The following is an 18,950-nucleotide window of genomic DNA, read 5'->3' as shown; positions in this document are numbered from 1 at the left end:
GAGGACACCGTCCGTACAGGGAGAATCACGGTCATGGACAGCAGCAGTACGCGCCGCATGAACACCCGGCGGAAGCTCTTCGAGGCGGCGGTCACCCTGATCGCCGAGCAGGGGTTCTCCTCGACGACGGTGGACGAGATCGCCGAACGGGCCGGAGTGGCCAAGGGCACGGTCTACTACAACTTCGCGAGCAAGACCGTGCTCTTCGAGGAGTTGCTGCGGCACGGCATCGAGCTGCTGACGGACTCCCTGCAGCAGGCCGCCGACGGGACGGCCGCCCGCGGCGGCAGCAACGTCGACGCGCTGGACGCGATGATCCGGGCGGGTCTGGAGTTCATCTCCGCCTATCCGGCGCTCACCCAGCTGTACGTGGCCGAGCTGTGGCGCACCAACCGGGCGTGGCAGTCGACACTGATGCAGGTGCGGCAGCAGGCCATCGCGGTCATCGAGACCGTGCTGCGGAAGGCGATCTCCACGGGCGAGCTGAGCGAGGAGATCGACGTTCCGCTGACGGCGTCCGCGCTGTTCGGGATGGTGCTCGTGGCGGCGCTGGACTGGCAGTCGTTCCAGCCGGAGCGGTCGATCGACGAGGTGCACTCGGCGCTGTCGCGGCTGCTGCAGGGCCGCGTCGGGGGCGACAGCCCGAAGCCGTAGCAGGAGGGGGCTGCGGCGGCCGCCGCTGCCGGTACGGACCGTCCACCTCGGTCCGCGCCGGCAGCGGCGCTCCCCCGTGTTCCCCCCGAGCCCCCCATGGGGAGCCCCCGTGCCCCCCGGACGCGTCCGGTCCGCCCCGCCGTTCCGCCACCCCGTGTCGGCGGTGCCGGCGGCCGCGTCCCGTCCGCTGCTCCCACTCTGCCGCCCGGGCGAGCCCCGTCCCATCCGCACGGGTACTCATCCCGGCGTCTGAGTACGGGTACTCAGAGGTGAGCATCCGCCCCGGCCGGGGCTACGATGCGGCGCGTGTCAGTGCTCCCTTTGGTTTTCACCAGCGGCTGGGCGAGCGGGATCAACGCCTATGCCGTTGTCCTGCTGCTCGGCCTTCTCGGCTCCACCGGTGCCGGCGATCAGGTACCGCATGTCCTGCAACGGCCCGACGTGCTGATCGCGGCAGGCGTGCTGTTCCTCTGCGAGGCCGTCGCCGACAAGATCCCCTACGTGGACACGGTGTGGGACGCCGTGCACACCGTGATCCGGCCGATCGCCGGTGCGGTGGTCGGAGCGCTGCTGGCGGGCCAGGACGGCTCGCTGACGCACCTGGCCGCCGGAGCGGTGGGCGGCTCGGCAGCGCTGCTGAGCCATCTGGTCAAGGCGGGCACCAGGATGGCCGTCAACGCCTCTCCGGAGCCCGCCAGCAACATCGTGGTGAGCCTGCTGGAGGACCTGGCGGTCGCCGGGCTCGTGGTCTTCGCCCTGTTCCACCCGGTCGTCGCGGCCTGCATCGCGGGCACGCTGCTGGCGCTGGGCCTCGCGCTGATCGTCGTCCTGTGGAAGCGGGTGCGCCGCTTCCTGCAGCGCAGGCGCGAGCGGCGGGACGAGAAGCGGCTGCGGGGGCTGCCCCCGGTACACGTGGGCGCGGCGTGGCAGGGCGAGCGGACGGGCTCGTAACCGCCCTGAACCGGCTTGTCAGTATGGGCGGATAGGGTCGCTCCCATGGCACGGATTGCGGTGATCGGCGCCGGGATGGGCGCGATGGCAGCCGCTGCCCGGCTGGCCGTCGCGGGCCACCGGGTGGCGGTGTACGAGCGCGCGGAGACCCCCGGCGGCGCGGTGGGACGGTTCGAGCGGGACGGGTTCGTCTTCGACACCGGCCCCGGGCTGCTGCATCTGCCCGCCGTCTACCGGGACTTGTTCGTCAAGACGGGCAAGGAGCCGCTGGAACAGTGCGTCGCCATGTCCCAGGTGGACCCGGCGAGCCGGCACCTCTTCGCCGACGGCACGGACGTCTCGCTGCCCAACGCCTCGCGGGCCGGCGTCGTCCAGGCGCTGGACGGGGCGGTCGGCCCCGGCGCGGGCGAACGCTGGAGCGATCTGGTCAACCGGGCGCGCGAGGTCTGGGACGCCACGCGGCGCCCCCTGCTGGAGGAGCCGCTGCACGCGGAGCGCGTCCCGGCCCTGGGCCGGGATCCGTATCCGGCGCCGCCCCGGCGGGGGTGGTGGCGGCGCCGGAGCGGGCCGCTCACGCTGGCGGCCGTGGCCGAGCGGGAGTTGCAGGACCCGCGGCTGGCCGCGCTCCTGGAGAGCCATGCCCTGGCCCACGGCCTCGATCCGCGCAGCGCCCCGGCGAGCGCGGCGGTGCTGCCGTACATGGAGCAGACCTTCGGCAGCTGGTACGTGAGCGGCGGCATGCACGGGCTCGCCGCGGCGCTCCACGCGCGGTGCGTGGCGCGCCGGGTGGAGTTCTTCTTCGGCGCGGAGGTCGTCGCGCTGGTGGAGAAGGACGGGCGTGCGGCCGGGGTGCGGCTGGCCGACGGCAGTGTCGTCGAGGCGGACATGGTGGTGTCCGGGGTCGCCCCGGGGCGGCTGGAAGGGATGCCGCCGACGGAGTCCGCTCCCGTACCGCCCGGGCGGTTCGGCGTCTTCCTGGCGCTCGGCGGGGCGCGGCCGGAGGGCACGGTGCACCGCACGGTGGTGCACGGGAGCGACCGGGCAGCGGAGTTGGAGGCGGTGTTCGGTACGGGCCCCGTGGCGGGGTACCGCCCGACGGTCACCGTGCTGCGGCCCGACGATCCGGCGACGCGGCCGGACGGGGAACACGAGGCCGTGACGCTCACGGCGACGGTGGCACCGCACGGCGGCCGTGTGGACTGGTCGGACGAGCGGACGGCGGCCGATTTCGCGGACCGCATGGTGCGGGCCGCGGAGGCGGCCGTGCCGGGGCTGCGGGAGCGCGAGTCGTGGCGCGTGGTGCGCACCCCTGCGGACGTGGAGGCGGCGACCGGCGCGGCGGGCGGCGGAGCACCGGCGCCCGTCCTGGCGGGCCGGGACGGGCGGTTCCTGCGACCGGCCAACACGACGTCCGTGCCGGGGCTCTACCTGGCCGGCGGGTTTGCCCACCCGGGGGGCGGGCTGGCCCATGCCGGGATGTCGGGCGCGATGGTGGCGGGCCTGGTCGTCGAGGGGGCGGACTGGCGCGGGTCGCAGTGAGGCCCGGCGCCCCATAAGGGGCGCGGGGAACTGCGCGAGCAACCACCGCCGACCTGCAGCCGACGCACCACCTCGGGGTCCGGGGCGAAGCCCCGGGACGTCGACTGTGGGCGCGTCGTAGCTGGTCGCGCAGTTCCCCGCGCCCCTTCGGGGCGCAAAGCCCCAAGGATCAGTACCGGTACTGCTGCCCGCCGTACCCCTGCTCCCCCGCCGGAGGCGTCTCCGTGTCGCGCTGCTGCGGCACCCACACGCCGCCCGGCGGGGTGTCCGTGTCGTAGTGCTGCGGGGCGTAGGCGTCCGCCACGTACTGCTGCTGCCCGTAGGGCGCCGGCGCCTGCTGCGTCTCGTACGACTCGTAAGTCCCGTATGTCTGCTGCCGGTTGCCGATGTACGGGTCGGAGTACGCGGCGTACTGCTGTTCCTGCCCGTGCTCGTGCCCGTAGGCATACGGCTGTTGCTGTTGTTGCTGGTGTTGCGGCTGCCCCGGATCGCCGTACGCCGGGTACACCGCCGTCGCATCGGCATCCGGCGCCGCATGCAGCGGCACGTCGGGCATCAGCACCGCCGTGCCGGCGTCGTCCATGGCGGCCGCCGGGAACGCCTGGGTCTCCTGTGCCGCGAACGCGGCGGCGGGAGCGGGAGCGGCCGGAGCCGGTTCGGGGGAAGGGGCAGGGGACGGAGCAGAGGAAGCCGAACGTTCCCCCTTGCCCCTGCGGCGCCCGCCCTTCTTCCCCTTCGCGGGGGCCGAACGCCGCCGGACCGCCCATCCCTTGTCGAAGCCGCGCCGGAACGAGAGCGTCACGTACGTCTGTCCCACGGCGAAGGCGAGGGCGCCGACGACGATGACCGCCACCGACGGGATGACCACGCCGGCGACCACGCCGAGGAACCCGGCGAAGGCGAGCAGCCGCCAGCGCAGCCGCGCCTTGTACTGCAGCAGCACTTCGCCGAGCAGCCACAGCGCGACGACGCCGAACGCGATGTAGAGGACCGTCCAGCCCATTAACGCCCCTCTCACCGGCCGCCGTTCACCGGTCGGCCGTCAGGACCGCTGGTGCAGTCCCAGGTTCTCGTAGATTTCCAACGTGGCCGTGGAGTGATTCAGGGTAATGAAATGCAGCCCGGGAATCTCCTCGGCCATCAACCGGGCACACAACTCCGTCGCGTACTCGATACCGATCGAGCGTACAGCGGCCGGATCGTCCTGCACCGCGAGGATCCGCTCCGCCAGGGCCGGGGGGAACGCGGCGTTGCTGAGCTGAGCAAATCGTTCGATCTGCCGCACATTTGTGACCGGCATGATCTCCGGGATGATCGGAGTGTCACAGCCCGCGGCCGCGACCCGGTCGCGGAGGCGCAGATAGTCCTCCGGATAGAAGAACATCTGGGTGATGGCGAAGTCGGCGCCCGCACGGCATTTGTCCACGAAGTACCGGACATCGGTTTCCCAGTCCGTGGAGCGGGGGTGCATCTCGGGGAACGCCGCGACGCCCACGCAGAAGTCGCCGGACTCCTTGATGAGCTGCACCAGGTCGGCCGCGTAGCGGATGCCGTCGGGGTGGCGCACCCACTCGCCCATGGGGTCGCCGGGCGGATCGCCGCGCAGCGCGAGCATGTTGCGGATGCCGACGTCGGCGTACTGGCCGATGACATTGCGCAGTTCGGCGACGGAGTGGTTGACGGCCGTCAGATGGGCGACCGGGGTGAGCGTGGTGTCGGTCGCGATCCGCTCGGTGGCCCGGACGGTGCCCTCACGGGAGGAGCCGCCGGCGCCGTAGGTCACGGAGACGAAGGTGGGGGCGACGGCTTCGATGCGCCGGATGGCGTTCCACAGCGTCCGCTCACCCTTCTCGCTCTTCGGTGCCGCGAACTCGAACGAGTACGACCGCTCACCGGAGGCGAGCAGTTCACGGACGGTCCGTGCGTGGTCCGTCCTGGTAGAAGCAGTGCCAAGGGCCATACCGGCAAGTTAACCAGCGGGGGCACGGTCCCCAAACCCCTATTTGCGATATGCCCGCTTCGCCCCGCGAAGCATCCGCCGAGTGTCCACACCGTGGACACCTTCGGTCACACGTCGCGGTCCCGGATCCGCCGCGCGAGCTCCGCCGTCGCGGCTCCCGGGTCGTCGGCCTCGGTGATCGCGCGTACCACGACGACCCGCCGGGCTCCCGCGTCCAGCACCTCGTCCAGGTTGCCCGCGTCGATCCCGCCGATCGCGAACCAGGGACGGGCGGGCGCCAGCGAGGCCGCGTAGCGCACCAGGGAGAGGCCCGGGGCGTACCGGCCGGGCTTGGTGGGGGTCGGCCAGCAGGGGCCGGTGCAGAAGTAGTCCACGCCGGGCTCGGCGACGGCGGCGTCGACCTCCGCCTCCGCGTGGGTGGAACGGCCGACGAGCACGTCCGCGCCGAGGATCGCCCGCGCCGCGGGCACCGGCAGGTCGCCCTGGCCCAGGTGCAGCACGTCGGAGCGGGAGGCGTGCGCGACGTCCGCGCGGTCGTTCACCGCGAGGAGCCGGCCGTGACGGCGGGCGGCGTCGGCGAACACCGCGAGGTGCTCCAGCTCCTCGCCGGCCTCCATGCCCTTGTCGCGCAGCTGGACGACGTCCACCCCGGCCGCCAGCACGGCGTCCAGGAACTCGGGCAGGTCGCCCTGGCGCCTGCGCGCGTCCGTGCACAGGTACAGCCGGGCGTCGGCGAGCCGCTCGCGCGCGGTGACGGGCATTCGGGTGTCTCCCCCGGGTCTTGCGCCGTACGGGCGCGGGCCGATGCGGCCCGCGCCCGTACGCCGGACGGTGTGTGTGAGGTCGGTCAGACGGCGAGCGCCTGGGCGCGGCGCTTCACCTCCGTGCCGCGATTCTCGCGCAGAGCCTGCGCCGGGGTGCCGGGCAGGGTGTCGTCCGGGGTGAAGAGCCACTCCAGCATTTCCTCGTCGCTGAAGCCGTCGTCCCGCAGCAGGGTCAGGGTCCCGGCGAGGCCCTTGACCACCTTGTCCTCGCCGATGAAGGCGGCGGGCACCATGAGCACTCGGTTCTCACCACGGCGCACGGCGATCAGCTGGCCCTCCTTGACCAGCTGCCGCACGCGCGTCACCTCGACGCCGAGCTGTTCGGCGATGTCGGGGAGGTTGAGCCACGCGGGGACGAGAGCATCAATCTTTTCGTCAATCTCGGTCACAGGGACAAGCCTGCCATCCGGGACCGACAGCCGGAAGCCGGGCGCCCCGTTAGGGGCGCGGGGAAGTGTGCGATCAGCCACGACGCGCCCCGCAGATGACCTGCTGCCCCGGGTGGTGCGTCGGCTGCAGGCCGTCGGTGGCTGATCGCGCAGTTCCCCGCGCCCTTAACGGGGCCCGTCACTCGGGGCGCGTTACTCCGCCGTGGCCGCTGCAAGCACCGCCGTCTTCAGCGGCACCGATGCGTCGACGGCCTTTTCCCGGTCGAGGACGGCGCCCTGCTCGATAAGCCGCCGCCCCTGCGCCAGGTCGCGCGGGCGGCCCACGGCGAGCAGGGCGACCAGGACGCCCGAGCGCAGCCAGCACACCGTCCAGGCGGCCCCGTCGGGGTCGCCGCGCCAGACCATCTCGTCGGCGGCAGCGTGGTGCCCCGCGTACTGGACGAACCGGCCGAACTGCTCCGACCAGAAGTACGGCACCGGGTCGTAGACCGGCGCCTCGTCCGGGCCGTGGACGATGTTCTCCGCGACGGTCCGCGGCCCCTGGAGGGCGTTGTCCCAGTGGTGCACCAGCAGCCGCTCCCCGTAGCGGGCGGAGGGGAAGGAGGAGCAGTCGCCGACCGCGTAGACGTCGGGCAGCGAGGTGCGCAGCCGGTCGTCGGTGGCGACGGAGCCGTCCTTCGCAAGCGCGACGCCCGAGCCGGCCAGCCAGCCGGTCGCCGGGCGGGCGCCGATGCCGACGACCACGGCGTCGGCCGGCAGCCGGGTGCCGTCGGCGAGCACCACGGCGCCCGGCTCCACGGCGGCCACGCCGGTGCCGGTGAGCAGCCGGGCGCCGGCCTGGGCGTACCAGTCGGTCATGTGGGCGGCGACCTCGGCGGGCATCGCACCCGCCAGCGGCCGGTCCGCGGCCTCCACCACGGTGACCCGGCAGCCCGCCTCGCGCGCCGCCGTGGCGAACTCCGCGCCGATCCAGCCGGCCCCGACGGCGACGACGTCGTGCTGCCCGGCCAGCACCGGGCGCAGCCGCTCCGCGTCGTCCAGGGTGCGCAGCACGTGCACGTCGGGCAGGCCGGCGCTGCCGGGGAGGGAGACGGGGTCGGCGCCGGTGGCAATCACCAGGACGTCGTAGGGCAGCGGCCCCCCGGTGGTCTCCAGCAGGTGCTCGTCCGCCCGCAGCCCGGTGGCCTCGACGCCGAGGCGCAGGTCGATGGCCAGGGAGCCGAAGTCCACCGCGAAGGCCGACCCCTCGGCCTTGCCGAGCAGGACGGCCTTGGACAGCGGCGGCCGGTCGTAGGGTTCGTGGGGCTCGGCGCCCAGCAGCCGGATCGTCCCGTCCCAGCCCTGCTCGCGCAGGGCGACGGCGGTCTGCACCCCGGCCATGCCGGCGCCGACGATGACGACGGTGCGCCCGCCGCTTGCGGTCTTCGTCTGCTCGCTCACCCGATCACTGTAGGGCGGCGGACGGTGTCAGCCGGAGCATCCGGTGACGAGACCTCTGACACAGCGTCACGGCAGCTGCCGCCCGCGAGCCCCCTGCCGCCCTTCCGAGCGGTCGGCGGCGCGTACTAGGGTGGCTTCGCAAAGCACTCGCGGGAGCCCGGACGGACCGGGCTGAGAGGGAGGCTGGACGGCCTCCGACCGTACGAACCTGATCCGGGTCATGCCGGCGAAGGGAGGGGCTGGATGCCCATGCACGTGTCCTCCACCGCGCCCCCGGGGACGACGGCCACGTACGACGTCCTCGTCATAGGCGGCGGTCTCATCGGTCTGGTCACCGCCTGGCGGGCCGCCCAGCGCGGGCTGCGCACGGCCGTCGCCGACCCCGCGCCCGGCGGCGCGGGCGCGACCCTCGTCGCGGCCGGGATGCTGGCCGCGGTGACCGAGCTGCACTACGGCGAGCAGGCACTGCTCGCCCTCAACCTGGCCTCCGCACGCCGCTATCCGGCCTTCACGGCCGAGCTGGAGGAGGCCAGCGGCCGGGACACCGGCTACCGCGCCTGCGGCACGCTCGCGGTCGCGCTCGACGCCGACGACCGGGCGCACCTGCGCGAACTGCACGCCCTGCAGCAGCGGTCCGGGCTGGACTCGCAGTGGCTGACGGGGCGCGAGTGCCGCCGTCTGGAGCCCATGCTGGCGCCGGGGGTGCAGGGCGGGCTGCGGGTGGACGGCGACCACCAGACCGATCCGCGACGACTGGCCGGGGCGCTGCTGACGGCCTGTGAGCGCGCCGGGGTGGTCTTCCACCGCGCCGAGGCCGTCCGTGCGCTGCTCGCCGGGGACCGGGCGGCCGGGGCCGAACTCGCCGACGGCACCCGGATCTCCGCCGGGCAGACCGTGCTGGCCGCGGGGAGCGGCAGCGGGCGGCTAGCGGGCCTGCCGGAGGAGGCCCTGCCACCGGTGCGGCCCGTCAAGGGCCAGATCCTGCGGCTGCGGGTGCCGGACGCCTGCGCGCCCTTCCTCTCCCGCACGGTGCGGGCCGTCGTGCGCGGCGGGCACGTGTACCTGGTGCCGCGCGAGAACGGCGAACTGGTCCTCGGCGCGACGTCGGAGGAGCTCGGCTGGGACACCACCGTCACCGCGGGCGGCGTCTACGAACTGCTGCGCGACGCCCACGAACTCGTACCGGGCATCACTGAGCTGCCGCTCGTGGAGACCCGCGCCGGTCTTCGCCCCGGCTCCCCCGACAACGCGCCGCTGCTCGGCCCCACCGTGCTGCCGGGCCTGCTCGCGGCCACCGGCCACCACCGCAACGGCGTGCTGCTCACGCCGCTCACCGGCGACGTGATGGCCGAGGTGCTGACCGCCGGACGGCTGCCCGACGAGGCCGTCCCCTTCTCCCCCCGGCGCTTCGCCCCCGCATTCCAGGAGCAGTCCGCATGACCACCACCGGCGGGAACACCCGCGCCGCCACCGTCCGGGTCAGCGTCAACGGAGAGCACCGCGAACTGCCCGCGGGCACCGCGCTGGACGGGCTGGTGGCCATCCTCACCACCGCCCCCGGCGGTGTCGCCGCCGCCGTCAACGAGGCCGTCGTCCCGCGCGGCCAGTGGCCGGCCACCCCGCTCGCCGACGGCGACCGGGTCGAGGTCCTCACCGCAGTGCAGGGAGGCTGATCAGCACCGATGGCAGACGATCTGCTCACCATCGCCGGCACCCCCTTCACCTCCCGCCTGATCATGGGCACGGGAGGTGCGCCCAGCCTGGACGTGCTCGAACGCGCCCTGCTCGCCTCCGGCACCGAGCTGACCACGGTCGCCATGCGGCGGCTGGACGCGACCGTGCAGGGCTCGGTGCTGTCCCTCCTGGAGCGGCACGACATCCGGGTGCTGCCGAACACGGCGGGCTGCTTCACCGCGGGCGAGGCCGTCCTGACCGCCCGGCTGGCCCGGGAGGCGCTGGGCACGGACTGGGTCAAGCTGGAGGTGATCGCCGACGAGCGCACCCTGCTGCCCGACCCCATCGAGCTGCTGGACGCGGCCGAGATCCTCGTGGACGACGGCTTCACCGTGCTGCCGTACACCAACGACGACCCGGTGCTGGCCCGCAAGCTGGAGGACGTCGGCTGTGCCGCGATCATGCCGCTGGGCTCGCCCATCGGCTCCGGCCTGGGCATCCGCAACCCGCACAACTTCCAGCTGATCACCGAGCGGGCGGCCGTCCCCGTGATCCTGGACGCGGGCGCGGGCACGGCGTCGGACGCCGCGCTCGCGATGGAGCTGGGCTGCTCGGCCGTGATGCTCGCGTCGGCCGTGACGCGGGCGCAGGAGCCGGTGCTCATGGCGGAGGCCATGCGGCATGCCGTGGACGCCGGGCGGCTGGCCCATCGGGCCGGGCGGATTCCGCGGCGGCACTTTGCGATCGCCTCGTCGCCTGCGGCGGGGGTGGCGGCGCTGGACCCGGAGCGTCCGGCGTTCGGGGCTGCCTGAGCGTTTTCCGTGCCCCGTCAGGGGCGCGGGGAGCTGCGCGACCAGCCACGGACGGCCCGCAGCCGAAGTGCAGGCCGCAGGTGGTTGCTCGCGCAGTTCCCCGCGCCCCTGACGGGGCTGGGACCGTCTCACAGGTGCCGGATCGTGCGTGGCTGGTCGCACCCACGCGGCGGAGCCGCATATGTGCACAGCCCCGCGCCCCTGACGGGGCTGGGACCGTCTCACACGTGCCGGATCGTGCGTGGCTGGTCGCACCCACGCGGCGGAGCCGCATATGTGCACAGCCCCGCGCCCCTGACGGGGCTGGGACCGTCTCACACGTGCCGGATCGTGCGTGGCTGATCGCGCCCACGCGGCGGAGCCGCATATGTGCACAGCCCCGCGCCCCTGACGGGGCGCAGGCTCGGCGTCGGGTGCGGGCCGGCTTCGACTGGTCGCGCCAGCGCGGCGGAGCCGCATGGTGTGGCTGTCCCGCGCCCCTTCGGGGCGCACGGGTGACGGGGCTCCGGCGACTCGTAGACTCGTGTGTCGTGGATACGACCCTGCCGGACCCTCTCGTCGATCAGTTGCTCGACGGCCGCTACCGAGTCGAGGCGCGGATCGCCGTGGGCGGCATGGCCACGGTCTACCGGGCGCTGGACACCCGGCTCGACCGCGTGGTCGCCCTCAAGGTGATGCACCCCTCGCTGGCCGCCGACGCGGCCTTCGTGGACCGTTTCATCCGCGAGGCCAAGTCCGTGGCGCGCCTGGACCACCGCAACGTGGTCGGCGTCTTCGACCAGGGCACCGACGGCGGCTACGTCTTCCTGGCGATGGAGTACGTCGCCGGGTGCACGCTGCGCGACGTGCTGCGCGAGCGCGGGGCCCTGCAGCCGCGGGCCGCGCTGGACGTCGCCGAGTCCGTGCTGGCCGCGCTGGGCGCAGCCCACCTCGCGGGGCTGGTGCACCGCGACATGAAGCCCGAGAACGTGCTGATCGGCGACGACGGCCGGGTCAAGGTCGCGGACTTCGGCCTGGTCCGGGCCGTCGACACCAACACCAGCACGAGCACCGGCTCGGTGCTGGGCACGGTCTCGTACCTGGCCCCCGAGCAGATCGAGCACGGCACCGCGGACCCGCGCGCCGACGTCTACGCCTGCGGCGTGGTGCTCTACGAGATGCTCACGGGCGCCAAGCCGCACTCCGGCGGCACCCCCGCCCAGGTGCTCTACCAGCACCTGCACGACGACGTGCCGCTGCCGTCCGAGGCGGTCCCCGGGCTCGCCCCCGAGCTGGACGGCCTGGTGGCCCAGGCCACCGCCCGCGACCCGCAGCTGCGCCCGGCCGATGCCGTGCGGCTGCTGGAGCTCACCCGCGCCGCCCGCGGGGCGCTGACGGACGCGCAGCTGGACGCGATGCCGCCGGAGGCCCGGCAGGGTCCGCTCCCGGCCGGTTCCGAGGACCGTACGAGCGTGATACCGCGGCAGCCCGCGGCCCAGCCGCTGCCGCCGCCCGCCGGGGAGGACCTGCTCAACCGCACCACCCGGCTGGAGCGCCCGCCCGCTCCCCCGGCCCCGCCGGGCCCCGCACCGCAGCACCGGCCGTCCGGTCCGCGCCGGCGCGTCAACCGGATCGCCGTGGTGATCGGGCTGCTCGTCGCCCTGCTGGGCGGCGGGGCGGGCGTCTGGTACGTCGGCTCCGGCCAGTTCACCTCCGTGCCGGCCGTTCTGGACATGACCCAGCCCAAGGCGCAGCAGGAGCTCGACAAGGCCGGGCTCGGGGTGCAGGTCCGGCAGGACTTCAGCGACACCGTCGAGCGCGGGCACGTCATCTCCACCGACCCGAAGCCGGGCGAGCGCATCCGCAACAACGGCAAGGTGACGATCACTGTCTCGCGGGGTCCGCAGAAGGTGCAGGTCCCCAATGTCGTCGGCATGACGCTCGACGACGCGAAGAAGCAGCTCCAGGACAAGGGCCTGACGGTCGGCGACGTCTCGCAGCAGTTCAGCGACGAGACCCCGAAGGGCTCCGTGCTCGGCTCCGATCCGCGGCCGGGCCAGGAGCTGCGGCCGGACTCGGCGGTGACGCTCGTCGTCAGCAAGGGCCGCCAGCTGAACGTGCCCGACGTGACGGGCATGACGGTCGCCGACGCCACGGCGGCGCTGCGCGACGCCGGGCTGCAGATCAAGGTCTCGGACACCCAGGTCTACTCGCCCAAGGACAAGGGCACGGTGGCCCAGCAGTCGCCGGGCAAGGGCGAGAAGGGCGCCGAGGGCGACACGGTCACGGTGGCCCTCTCCAAGGGCAAGGAGATGATTCCGGTCCCGGACGTCACCGGAAAGAGCGAGGCCGACGCCAAGAAGCTGCTGACGGACGCGGGCTTCCAGGTGAAGGTGGACCGGCCGTTCTTCTTCCCGCAGGACTCTGTCGACTCCCAGTCGGTCCGCGGCGGCGACCAGGCGGCCCGGGGCGACACGATCATCATCCGTCTGAAGAGCGGTTTCTGAGGATTCTGAGCACGTTGAGCAGCACGTTGAGCAGCACGTCGCACGCAGTCACGCGCAATCCCGTCGGCGGGCACATTCCCGTCGCGGGCGGTCTCGCCAAGACCGGCCTGCCCTATGCCCGCGCGATGGGCGCCGAGGCCGTCCAGGTCTTCGTCGCCAACCCGCGCGGCTGGGCGACCCCGCCCGGAAACCCGCGCCAGGACGAGGAGTTCCGCGCCGGGTGCGAGGAGAGCGGGCTCCCCGTCTTCGTCCACGCCCCGTACCTGATCAACTTCGGCTCGCACAGCGCCGCGACGGTCGACAAGTCCGTGGAGTCGCTGCGGCACTCGCTGCGGCGCGGCCGGGAGATCGGCGCGCAGGGCGTCGTGGTGCACACCGGATCCGCCACGGCCGGGCGGGCGCGCGCGGAGGCCCTGGCCCAGGTGCGCGAGCGGATGCTGCCGCTGCTGGACGAGCTCACGCACGACGACGACCCGTGGCTGCTGCTGGAGCCCACGGCCGGTCAGGGCGCCTCGCTCTGCTCGCTGGTGGAGGACCTCGGGCCGTACGCCGAGGCGCTGGACCGCCATCCCCGGCTGGGCGTCTGCCTGGACACCTGCCACGTGTTCGCCGCCGGGCACGACCTGGCCGCGCCGGGCGGCATGAAGCAGGTGCTGGACGAACTCGTCGACGTCATGGGCGAGGGACGGCTGCGCCTGATCCACGCGAACGACTCGAAGGCGGGCGCGGGGTCGCACCTGGACCGGCACGAGAACATCGGGGCCGGGCGGATCGGGGCCGAGGCCTTCGGTGAGCTGTTCGCGCACCCGGCGACGGAGGGCGTGCCCCTGACGATCGAGACGCCGGGCGGCCCGGAGGGGCACGCGGCCGACGTGGCGCGGCTGAAGGAACTGCGCGCGGCCCGGCCGCAGTAGGGACCTACAGCTCGGGTCCCTCGCCGGGCTCCTCCTGGTAGGAGTACCGCTGTTCCCGCCACGGGTCGCCCACGTTGTGGTAGCCCCGCTCCTCCCAGAAGCCCCGGCGGTCGGCCGTCATGTACTCGACGCCGCGGACCCATTTGGGCCCCTTCCACGCGTACAGGTGCGGCACGACGAGACGCACCGGGAAGCCGTGCTCCGCGGTGAGGAGTTCGCCGTCCTTGTGCGTGGCGAAGATCGTCTGCTCGGCCGCGAAGTCCGACAGCCGCAGGTTCGAGCTGTAGCCGTACTCCGCCCACACCATCACATGGGTGACCTCCGGCGCGGGCGGAGCCAGTTCGAGCACCGTGCGGGCCGACACGCCGCCCCATTCGGCGCCCAGCATGCTGTATTTCGTCACGCAGTGCAGGTCCGCCACGACCGTCGTGTACGGGAGGGCGGTGAACTCCTCGTGCGTCCAGCAGTGCTTGTCGCCGTCGGCCGTCGCGCCGAAGACGCGGAACTCCCAGCGTTCCGGCCTGAACTTGGGGACCGGACCGTAGTGCGTCACCGGCCATCCGCGCTGGAGCCGCTGCCCCGGAGGGAGCTGGAGTTCCCCTTTGCGGCTTTCCGACTGACCCATGGGTCCATGGTGTCAGACCCCGGAGGGTGCTGATGACCACGGGACGGCCGTAGCCACCACCAAGGCGGACGCATGGCCACAACTCCCACTAAGTGTGCACTTACTGGACGGCCAGGAGGGGCGGTGCAAGGATGCGCGCCATCTGCCCGTCACGCGCTGGGAAGGAGCCTCTGCGATGCAGGGCGACCCCGAGGTCATCGAGTTCCTCAACGAACAGCTGACTGCCGAGCTGACCGCCATCAATCAGTACTTCCTGCACGCGAAGATGCAGGAGAACTTCGGCTGGACCAAGCTCGCCAAGTACACCCGCGCCGAGTCCTTCGACGAGATGAAGCACGCGGAGGTGCTGACCGACCGGATCCTGTTCCTGGAGGGGCTGCCCAACTACCAGCGGCTGTTCCACGTCCGGATCGGGCAGACGGTCACCGAGATGTTCCAGGCCGACCGGCAGGTGGAGGTCGAGGCCATCGACCGGCTCCGGCGGGGCGTCGAGATCATGCGGGCCAAGGGCGACATCACCTCGGCCAACATCTTCGAGTCGATCCTGGAGGACGAGGAGCACCACATCGACTACCTCGACACGCAGCTGGAGCTGGTGGAGAAGCTGGGTGAGGCCCTGTATATCGCGCAGGTCATCGAGCAGCCGGACAGCTGAACGCAGCGCGGGGCGCGGTACCCGTCAGGCCGCGGGGACCAGTGAGACCTCGGCACCCAGGACGTCCTGTTCGCCGCGGTCCGTCAGCTCGCGGCGCGGGCATGTGCCGCGGCCGAGCAGGGACTGGATGCGGCGCACGCAGCTGCCGCAGTCGGTGCCCGCCTTGCAGGCCGAGGCGATCTGCCGGGGGGTGCACGCCCCCTGGTCCGCGTGCTCACGCACCTGCTGCTCCGTGATGCCGAAGCACGAGCAGACGTACACGCGGGTCACCGCCTCACCGGATTGATCAATAAGGTAACCCTTACCTTACCTGGCCTGGCAGGGGCGCACAACGCGATGGGGCGCGGATCACAGGATCCGCGCCCCATCGTTCGCTCAGTGCCGGGTGCTCACTGGTCCCGGTACATCTCCGCCACCAGGAACGCCAGGTCCAGCGACTGGCTGCGGTTCAGCCGCGGGTCGCAGGCCGTCTCGTAGCGCTGGTGCAGGTCGTCGACGAAGATCTCGTCGCCGCCGCCCACGCACTCGGTGACGTCGTCGCCGGTGAGCTCCACATGGATGCCGCCCGGGTGGGTGCCGAGGCCCTTGTGGACCTCGAAGAAGCCCTTGACCTCGTCCAGCACGTCGTCGAAGCGGCGGGTCTTGTGGCCCGAGGCCGCCTCGAAGGTGTTGCCGTGCATCGGGTCGCTGATCCAGGCCACCACGGCACCGGACGCGGTGACCTTCTCGACCAGCTCGGGGAGCTTCTCGCGGATCTTGCCCGCGCCCATCCGGGTGATGAAGGTCAGCCGGCCGGGCTCGCGCTCCGGGTCCAGCCGGTCGATCAGGGTCAGCGCCTCGTCGACCGTGGTGGTCGGGCCGAGCTTCACCCCGATCGGGTTACGGATCTTCGACGCGAACTCGATGTGCGCGCCGTCCAGCTGCCGGGTGCGCTCGCCGATCCAGACCATGTGGCCCGAGACGTCGTAGAGGTGCCCGGTGCGCGAGTCGACACGGGTCAGCGCGGACTCGTAGTCGAGGACGAGCGCCTCGTGGGACGCGTAGAACTCGACGGCCTTCAGCGCCTCCGGGTCCACGCCACAGGCGTTCATGAAGTTCATCGCCCGGTCGATCTCCCGGGCCAGCTGCTCGTAGCGCTGGCCGGAGGGCGAGGACTTCACGAAGTCCTGGTTCCAGGCGTGCACCTGGCGCAGGTCCGCGTAACCGCCGGTGGTGAAGGCGCGCACCAGGTTCAGCGTGGAGGCCGAGGCGTGGTACATGCGCTTCAGCCGCTGCGGGTCCGGCGTACGGGCCTCGGGCGTGAAGGCGAAGCCGTTGACGGAGTCGCCGCGGTAGGTCGGCAGGGTCACGCCGTCGCGAGTCTCGGTCGGCTTCGAGCGCGGCTTGCTGTACTGGCCGGCGATCCGGCCGACCTTGACGACGGGCACCGACCCGGCGTAGGTGAGCACCGCGCCCATCTGGAGCAGGGTCTTGAGCTTGTTGCGGATCTGGTCGGCGCCGACGGCGTCGAAGGCCTCCGCGCAGTCACCGCCCTGGAGCAGGAACGCCTCGCCGCGCGCGACGGCTCCCAGACGCTGACGCAGCTGGTCGCACTCGCCGGCGAAGACGAGGGGCGGATAGGACTCGAGCTCGGCGATCACATCGCGCAGAGCCTCTTGGTCCGGCCAGTCAGGCTGCTGCGCCGCGGTCAGGGAGCGCCAGGTGTTGCCACCGGCGTGGATTTCAGCGTTCACGGTCACGGACTCAACACTACGGGGTCGCCGGGCCGGTTCCGGGGCCGGACCGGAGTATGAGACGAATCGTGAGACGAGGCTCCGGATAATCCCACGACAGATCACGACAGATGCGGGAGCCGTCGGGTAACCTGCCCCGCATGTACGTGCTCGACACCGTGAACCAGTACTGGTGGTGGACCGCTCCTCCGGCGGCCCACTGATCGCGCGTACACCGATCGCATCGCCAAGGCCGCCCCGAGGGGCGGCCTTCCGCGTCCGCGGGGCGCATCCGGCAGGCCGTTCCTCCCCCACCAGGAAGGAACAACCCCCATGAGCGACCCCTTGCCCGGCACCGCTGCCGCCCTGCTCGCCCGGCTGACCGCCCCCGGCTGCCCGCCCTTCGCCCTGCTGCACCGCCGCACCCCGGGCCATCCCGAAGACGTGGTCGAACTGCTCCTCGGCCCGGTCTCCGAGGCCGGGCGGCTGGCGGACGTCCCGCTCCCGTCCGGACCGCCCGCCGGCGGCGCGCCGGTGCACGACGCGCTGGCCCTCGTCCCCTTCCGGCAGATCCGCGAGCGCGGCTTCGACGTCCGTGACGACGGCACCCCGCTGCTGGTGCTGCGCCCGGAGGAGGCCCACGACCTGCCGCTCGACGCCGTCCTCGGCGCCCTGCCCGCCCACGAGGTCCGGGTCGAGGGCGGCGCCTTCGACGTGGACGACGACGCGTACGCGCGCATCGTCGAGCGCGTGATCGAGGACGAGATCGGCACCGGCGAGGGGGCCAACTTCGTGATCCGGCGCACGTTCGAGGGCACCGTTCTCGGCCGGGGGTCCGGGGGTCGTCCCCCGGGAGAGCACAGCCACGGTTTCGGGCCCGCCGACGCCCTGGCCCTCTTCCGGCGGCTGCTGTCCGGCGAGCGCGGCGCCTACTGGACGTACGTCGTCCACACCGGCGAGCGCACTCTGGTGGGCGCCAGCCCGGAGGTGCACGTGCGGATGTCCGGCGGGACGGTCGTGATGAATCCCATCAGCGGCACGTACCGCTATCCGGCCGGCGGCGCCTCGGAGGACGGGCTGCTGGCCTTCCTGCACGACCGCAAGGAGGTGGAGGAGCTGTCCATGGTCGTGGACGAGGAGCTGAAGATGATGTGCACCGTCGGCGACAGGGGCGGCGTGGTCGTCGGCCCGCGGCTGCGGGAGATGGCCCACCTCGCGCACACCGAGTACGAACTGCGCGGGCGCTCCTCGCTGGACGTGCGCGAGGTGCTGCGGGAGACGATGTTCGCGGCGACCGTCACCGGCTCGCCCGTGCAGAACGCCTGCCGCGTCATCGAGCGGTACGAGCCCCACGGCCGCGGCTACTACGCGGGGGCGCTCGCGCTGATCGGCCGCGACGCGGGCGGTGCGCAGACCCTCGACTCCCCGATCCTCATCCGCACCGCGGACATCGACCGGCGCGGCCGGCTGCGGGTGGGCGTCGGCGCCACGCTCGTGCGCCGCTCCGATCCGCACGGCGAGGTCGCCGAGACCCACGCCAAGGCGGCCGGCGTGCTGGCCGCCCTGGGTGTGCGCCGCGGCCCCGTACGCCCGTCGGCCACCCCGCCCGTACGGCTCGGGGACGACCCGCGGGTACGGGCGGCGCTGGACGCGCGCCGCGCGGACCTGGCCCCGTTCTGGCTGCGGATGCAGACGCCCGGGTCCACCGGAGCGCTGACCGGACACGCTCTGGTCGTCGACGGCGAGGACACCTTCACGGCGATGCTCGCCCATCTCCTGCGCACCTCGGGGCTGACGGTGACGGTGCGGCGCTACGACGAGCCCGGGCTGCCGGCCGCCGCGCTGGCCCACGAGGGCCCCGTGGTGCTGGGCCCCGGGCCCGGCAACCCCTCGGACGCGGCCGACCCCAGGATGCGCCTGCTCCGCGGGCTCACGGCGGACCTGCTGCGCGAACACCGGTACGGGCTGCTGGGCGTGTGCCTGGGGCACGAACTGATCGCGGCGGAGCTGGGGTTGGAGATCGTGCGGAAGGAGGTCCCGTACCAGGGGGCGCAGGAACGGATCGACTTCTTCGGGCGGGAGGAGACGGTCGGGTTCTACAACACGTTCACCGCGCGCGGCACAGGACTCGACGGGGCCGAGCTCAGCCTGGACCCGGCCACCGGTGACGTCCACGCCCTGCGGGGGCCCGGCTTCGCGGGCGTGCAGTTCCACCCGGAGTCGGTGCTGACGCTGAACGGCGCCGCGATCGTCACGGAGCTGCTGGCCTCGGTGCTGGTCTGACCCGCACCCGCCCACCCGCCCGTTCCGAGCAG

The 18,950-nt window shown here is 72.9% G+C and carries 18 protein-coding genes and 1 riboswitch; of the genes, 10 read left to right on the top strand and 8 right to left on the bottom strand.

The window, feature by feature from the left end; translation table 11 throughout:
* Positions 1-33 precede the first annotated feature (33 nt).
* The 3 genes from ACMATS_RS28270 (at position 34) to ACMATS_RS28260 (ending at position 3,144) form a co-directional block, all read left to right on the top strand.
* Complete coding sequence (locus tag ACMATS_RS28270; RefSeq protein ID WP_390777613.1) at positions 34-654, top strand: TetR/AcrR family transcriptional regulator; 621 nt, start codon at positions 34-36, stop codon at positions 652-654.
* 306 nt (positions 655-960) lie between these two features.
* Positions 961-1,605, top strand: a complete 645-nt coding sequence (locus ACMATS_RS28265) for a DUF4126 domain-containing protein (RefSeq protein WP_390777614.1) — start codon at positions 961-963, stop codon at positions 1,603-1,605.
* A 45-nt stretch (positions 1,606-1,650) separates the two neighbouring features.
* Positions 1,651-3,144: a phytoene desaturase family protein gene (locus ACMATS_RS28260; RefSeq protein WP_414169499.1), complete on the top strand. Its 1,494-nt coding sequence runs from the start codon at positions 1,651-1,653 to the stop codon at positions 3,142-3,144.
* 169 nt (positions 3,145-3,313) lie between these two features.
* Here ACMATS_RS28260 and ACMATS_RS28255 read toward each other — a convergent pair whose 3' ends face one another.
* The 5 genes from ACMATS_RS28255 to ACMATS_RS28235 all read right to left on the bottom strand — a co-directional run bounded on the left by ACMATS_RS28255 (position 3,314) and on the right by ACMATS_RS28235 (position 7,757).
* A complete protein-coding gene (locus ACMATS_RS28255; protein ID WP_414169498.1) occupies positions 3,314-4,147 on the bottom strand; it encodes a hypothetical protein in 834 nt (277 codons plus the stop codon).
* A 39-nt stretch (positions 4,148-4,186) separates the two neighbouring features.
* Positions 4,187-5,104 (bottom strand): methylenetetrahydrofolate reductase [NAD(P)H], encoded by a 918-nt coding sequence (metF, locus tag ACMATS_RS28250; RefSeq protein WP_336412580.1) that lies wholly within the window; start codon positions 5,102-5,104, stop codon positions 4,187-4,189.
* A gap of 107 nt (positions 5,105-5,211) precedes the next feature.
* Positions 5,212-5,865 (bottom strand): thiamine phosphate synthase, encoded by a 654-nt coding sequence (gene thiE, locus ACMATS_RS28245; RefSeq protein ID WP_414169497.1) that lies wholly within the window; start codon positions 5,863-5,865, stop codon positions 5,212-5,214.
* Positions 5,866-5,951: 86 nt separating this feature from the next.
* Positions 5,952-6,317, bottom strand: coding sequence for an Rv2175c family DNA-binding protein (locus ACMATS_RS28240; protein WP_390777618.1), 366 nt, complete (start codon positions 6,315-6,317; stop codon positions 5,952-5,954).
* Between the two features lie 192 nt (positions 6,318-6,509).
* Positions 6,510-7,757, bottom strand: coding sequence for an NAD(P)/FAD-dependent oxidoreductase (locus ACMATS_RS28235; protein ID WP_390777619.1), 1,248 nt, complete (start codon positions 7,755-7,757; stop codon positions 6,510-6,512).
* Positions 7,758-7,896: 139 nt separating this feature from the next.
* A riboswitch (TPP riboswitch) is annotated at positions 7,897-8,009 on the top strand.
* Here ACMATS_RS28235 and thiO point away from each other — a divergent pair.
* From thiO to ACMATS_RS28210, 5 genes are all read left to right on the top strand, one after another.
* Complete coding sequence (gene thiO / locus ACMATS_RS28230; RefSeq protein WP_391152882.1) at positions 8,001-9,197, top strand: glycine oxidase ThiO; 1,197 nt, start codon at positions 8,001-8,003, stop codon at positions 9,195-9,197. It overlaps the preceding riboswitch by 9 nt.
* Complete coding sequence (gene thiS / locus ACMATS_RS28225) at positions 9,194-9,430, top strand: sulfur carrier protein ThiS (RefSeq protein ID WP_390777621.1); 237 nt, start codon at positions 9,194-9,196, stop codon at positions 9,428-9,430. The genes thiO and thiS overlap by 4 nt, the downstream gene beginning before the upstream one ends.
* A gap of 9 nt (positions 9,431-9,439) precedes the next feature.
* Complete coding sequence (locus ACMATS_RS28220) at positions 9,440-10,243, top strand: thiazole synthase (protein WP_390777622.1); 804 nt, start codon at positions 9,440-9,442, stop codon at positions 10,241-10,243.
* A gap of 530 nt (positions 10,244-10,773) precedes the next feature.
* On the top strand, positions 10,774-12,729 hold the full coding sequence (gene pknB / locus ACMATS_RS28215; RefSeq protein ID WP_414169496.1) for a Stk1 family PASTA domain-containing Ser/Thr kinase: 1,956 nt from the start codon (positions 10,774-10,776) through the stop codon (positions 12,727-12,729).
* A gap of 14 nt (positions 12,730-12,743) precedes the next feature.
* Positions 12,744-13,643, top strand: a complete 900-nt coding sequence (locus ACMATS_RS28210; protein ID WP_414169495.1) for a deoxyribonuclease IV — start codon at positions 12,744-12,746, stop codon at positions 13,641-13,643.
* A gap of 4 nt (positions 13,644-13,647) precedes the next feature.
* On the opposite strand, the gene ACMATS_RS28205 is transcribed toward ACMATS_RS28210, so the two are convergent.
* Entirely contained in the window at positions 13,648-14,268 is a 621-nt protein-coding gene (locus tag ACMATS_RS28205) for a sulfite oxidase-like oxidoreductase (protein WP_390777625.1), read from the bottom strand.
* 175 nt (positions 14,269-14,443) lie between these two features.
* Here ACMATS_RS28205 and bfr point away from each other — a divergent pair, with 175 nt between their 5' ends.
* A complete protein-coding gene (bfr, locus tag ACMATS_RS28200) occupies positions 14,444-14,923 on the top strand; it encodes a bacterioferritin (protein ID WP_336412589.1) in 480 nt (159 codons plus the stop codon).
* A gap of 24 nt (positions 14,924-14,947) precedes the next feature.
* On the opposite strand, the gene ACMATS_RS28195 is transcribed toward bfr, so the two are convergent.
* Both ACMATS_RS28195 and ACMATS_RS28190 read right to left on the bottom strand, forming a co-directional pair.
* Positions 14,948-15,193, bottom strand: coding sequence for a bacterioferritin-associated ferredoxin (locus tag ACMATS_RS28195; protein WP_390777626.1), 246 nt, complete (start codon positions 15,191-15,193; stop codon positions 14,948-14,950).
* A 119-nt stretch (positions 15,194-15,312) separates the two neighbouring features.
* Positions 15,313-16,662 (bottom strand): class II 3-deoxy-7-phosphoheptulonate synthase, encoded by a 1,350-nt coding sequence (locus tag ACMATS_RS28190; RefSeq protein ID WP_390777627.1) that lies wholly within the window; start codon positions 16,660-16,662, stop codon positions 15,313-15,315.
* Between the two features lie 306 nt (positions 16,663-16,968).
* On the opposite strand from ACMATS_RS28190, the gene ACMATS_RS28185 reads away from it, so the two are divergent.
* Entirely contained in the window at positions 16,969-18,918 is a 1,950-nt protein-coding gene (locus ACMATS_RS28185; RefSeq protein WP_414169494.1) for an anthranilate synthase family protein, read from the top strand.
* The last annotated feature ends 32 nt before the right edge of the window (positions 18,919-18,950 follow it).

Source organism: Streptoverticillium reticulum (genome assembly GCF_047456005.1).
Classification (GTDB): domain Bacteria; phylum Actinomycetota; class Actinomycetes; order Streptomycetales; family Streptomycetaceae; genus Streptomyces; species Streptomyces reticulum.
Note: the sequence above shows the minus strand (reverse complement) of the source record. Positions and strands in the feature narration are given on the sequence as shown.

Bases quoted from the DNA above. Each gene is read 5' to 3' on its own strand.
- ACMATS_RS28220 (WP_390777622.1), top strand. From the start codon at position 9,440: ATGGCAGACGATCTGCTCACCATCGCCGGCACCCCCTTCACCTCCCGC.
- ACMATS_RS28255 (WP_414169498.1), bottom strand. From the start codon at position 4,147: ATGGGCTGGACGGTCCTCTACATCGCGTTCGGCGTCGTCGCGCTGTGG.
- ACMATS_RS28185 (WP_414169494.1), top strand. From the start codon at position 16,969: ATGAGCGACCCCTTGCCCGGCACCGCTGCCGCCCTGCTCGCCCGGCTG.
- thiO (WP_391152882.1), top strand. From the start codon at position 8,001: ATGCCCATGCACGTGTCCTCCACCGCGCCCCCGGGGACGACGGCCACG.
- thiE (WP_414169497.1), bottom strand. From the start codon at position 5,865: ATGCCCGTCACCGCGCGCGAGCGGCTCGCCGACGCCCGGCTGTACCTG.
- ACMATS_RS28205 (WP_390777625.1), bottom strand. From the start codon at position 14,268: ATGGGTCAGTCGGAAAGCCGCAAAGGGGAACTCCAGCTCCCTCCGGGG.
- metF (WP_336412580.1), bottom strand. From the start codon at position 5,104: ATGGCCCTTGGCACTGCTTCTACCAGGACGGACCACGCACGGACCGTC.
- ACMATS_RS28260 (WP_414169499.1), top strand. From the start codon at position 1,651: ATGGCACGGATTGCGGTGATCGGCGCCGGGATGGGCGCGATGGCAGCC.
- ACMATS_RS28270 (WP_390777613.1), top strand. From the start codon at position 34: ATGGACAGCAGCAGTACGCGCCGCATGAACACCCGGCGGAAGCTCTTC.
- thiS (WP_390777621.1), top strand. From the start codon at position 9,194: ATGACCACCACCGGCGGGAACACCCGCGCCGCCACCGTCCGGGTCAGC.
- bfr (WP_336412589.1), top strand. From the start codon at position 14,444: ATGCAGGGCGACCCCGAGGTCATCGAGTTCCTCAACGAACAGCTGACT.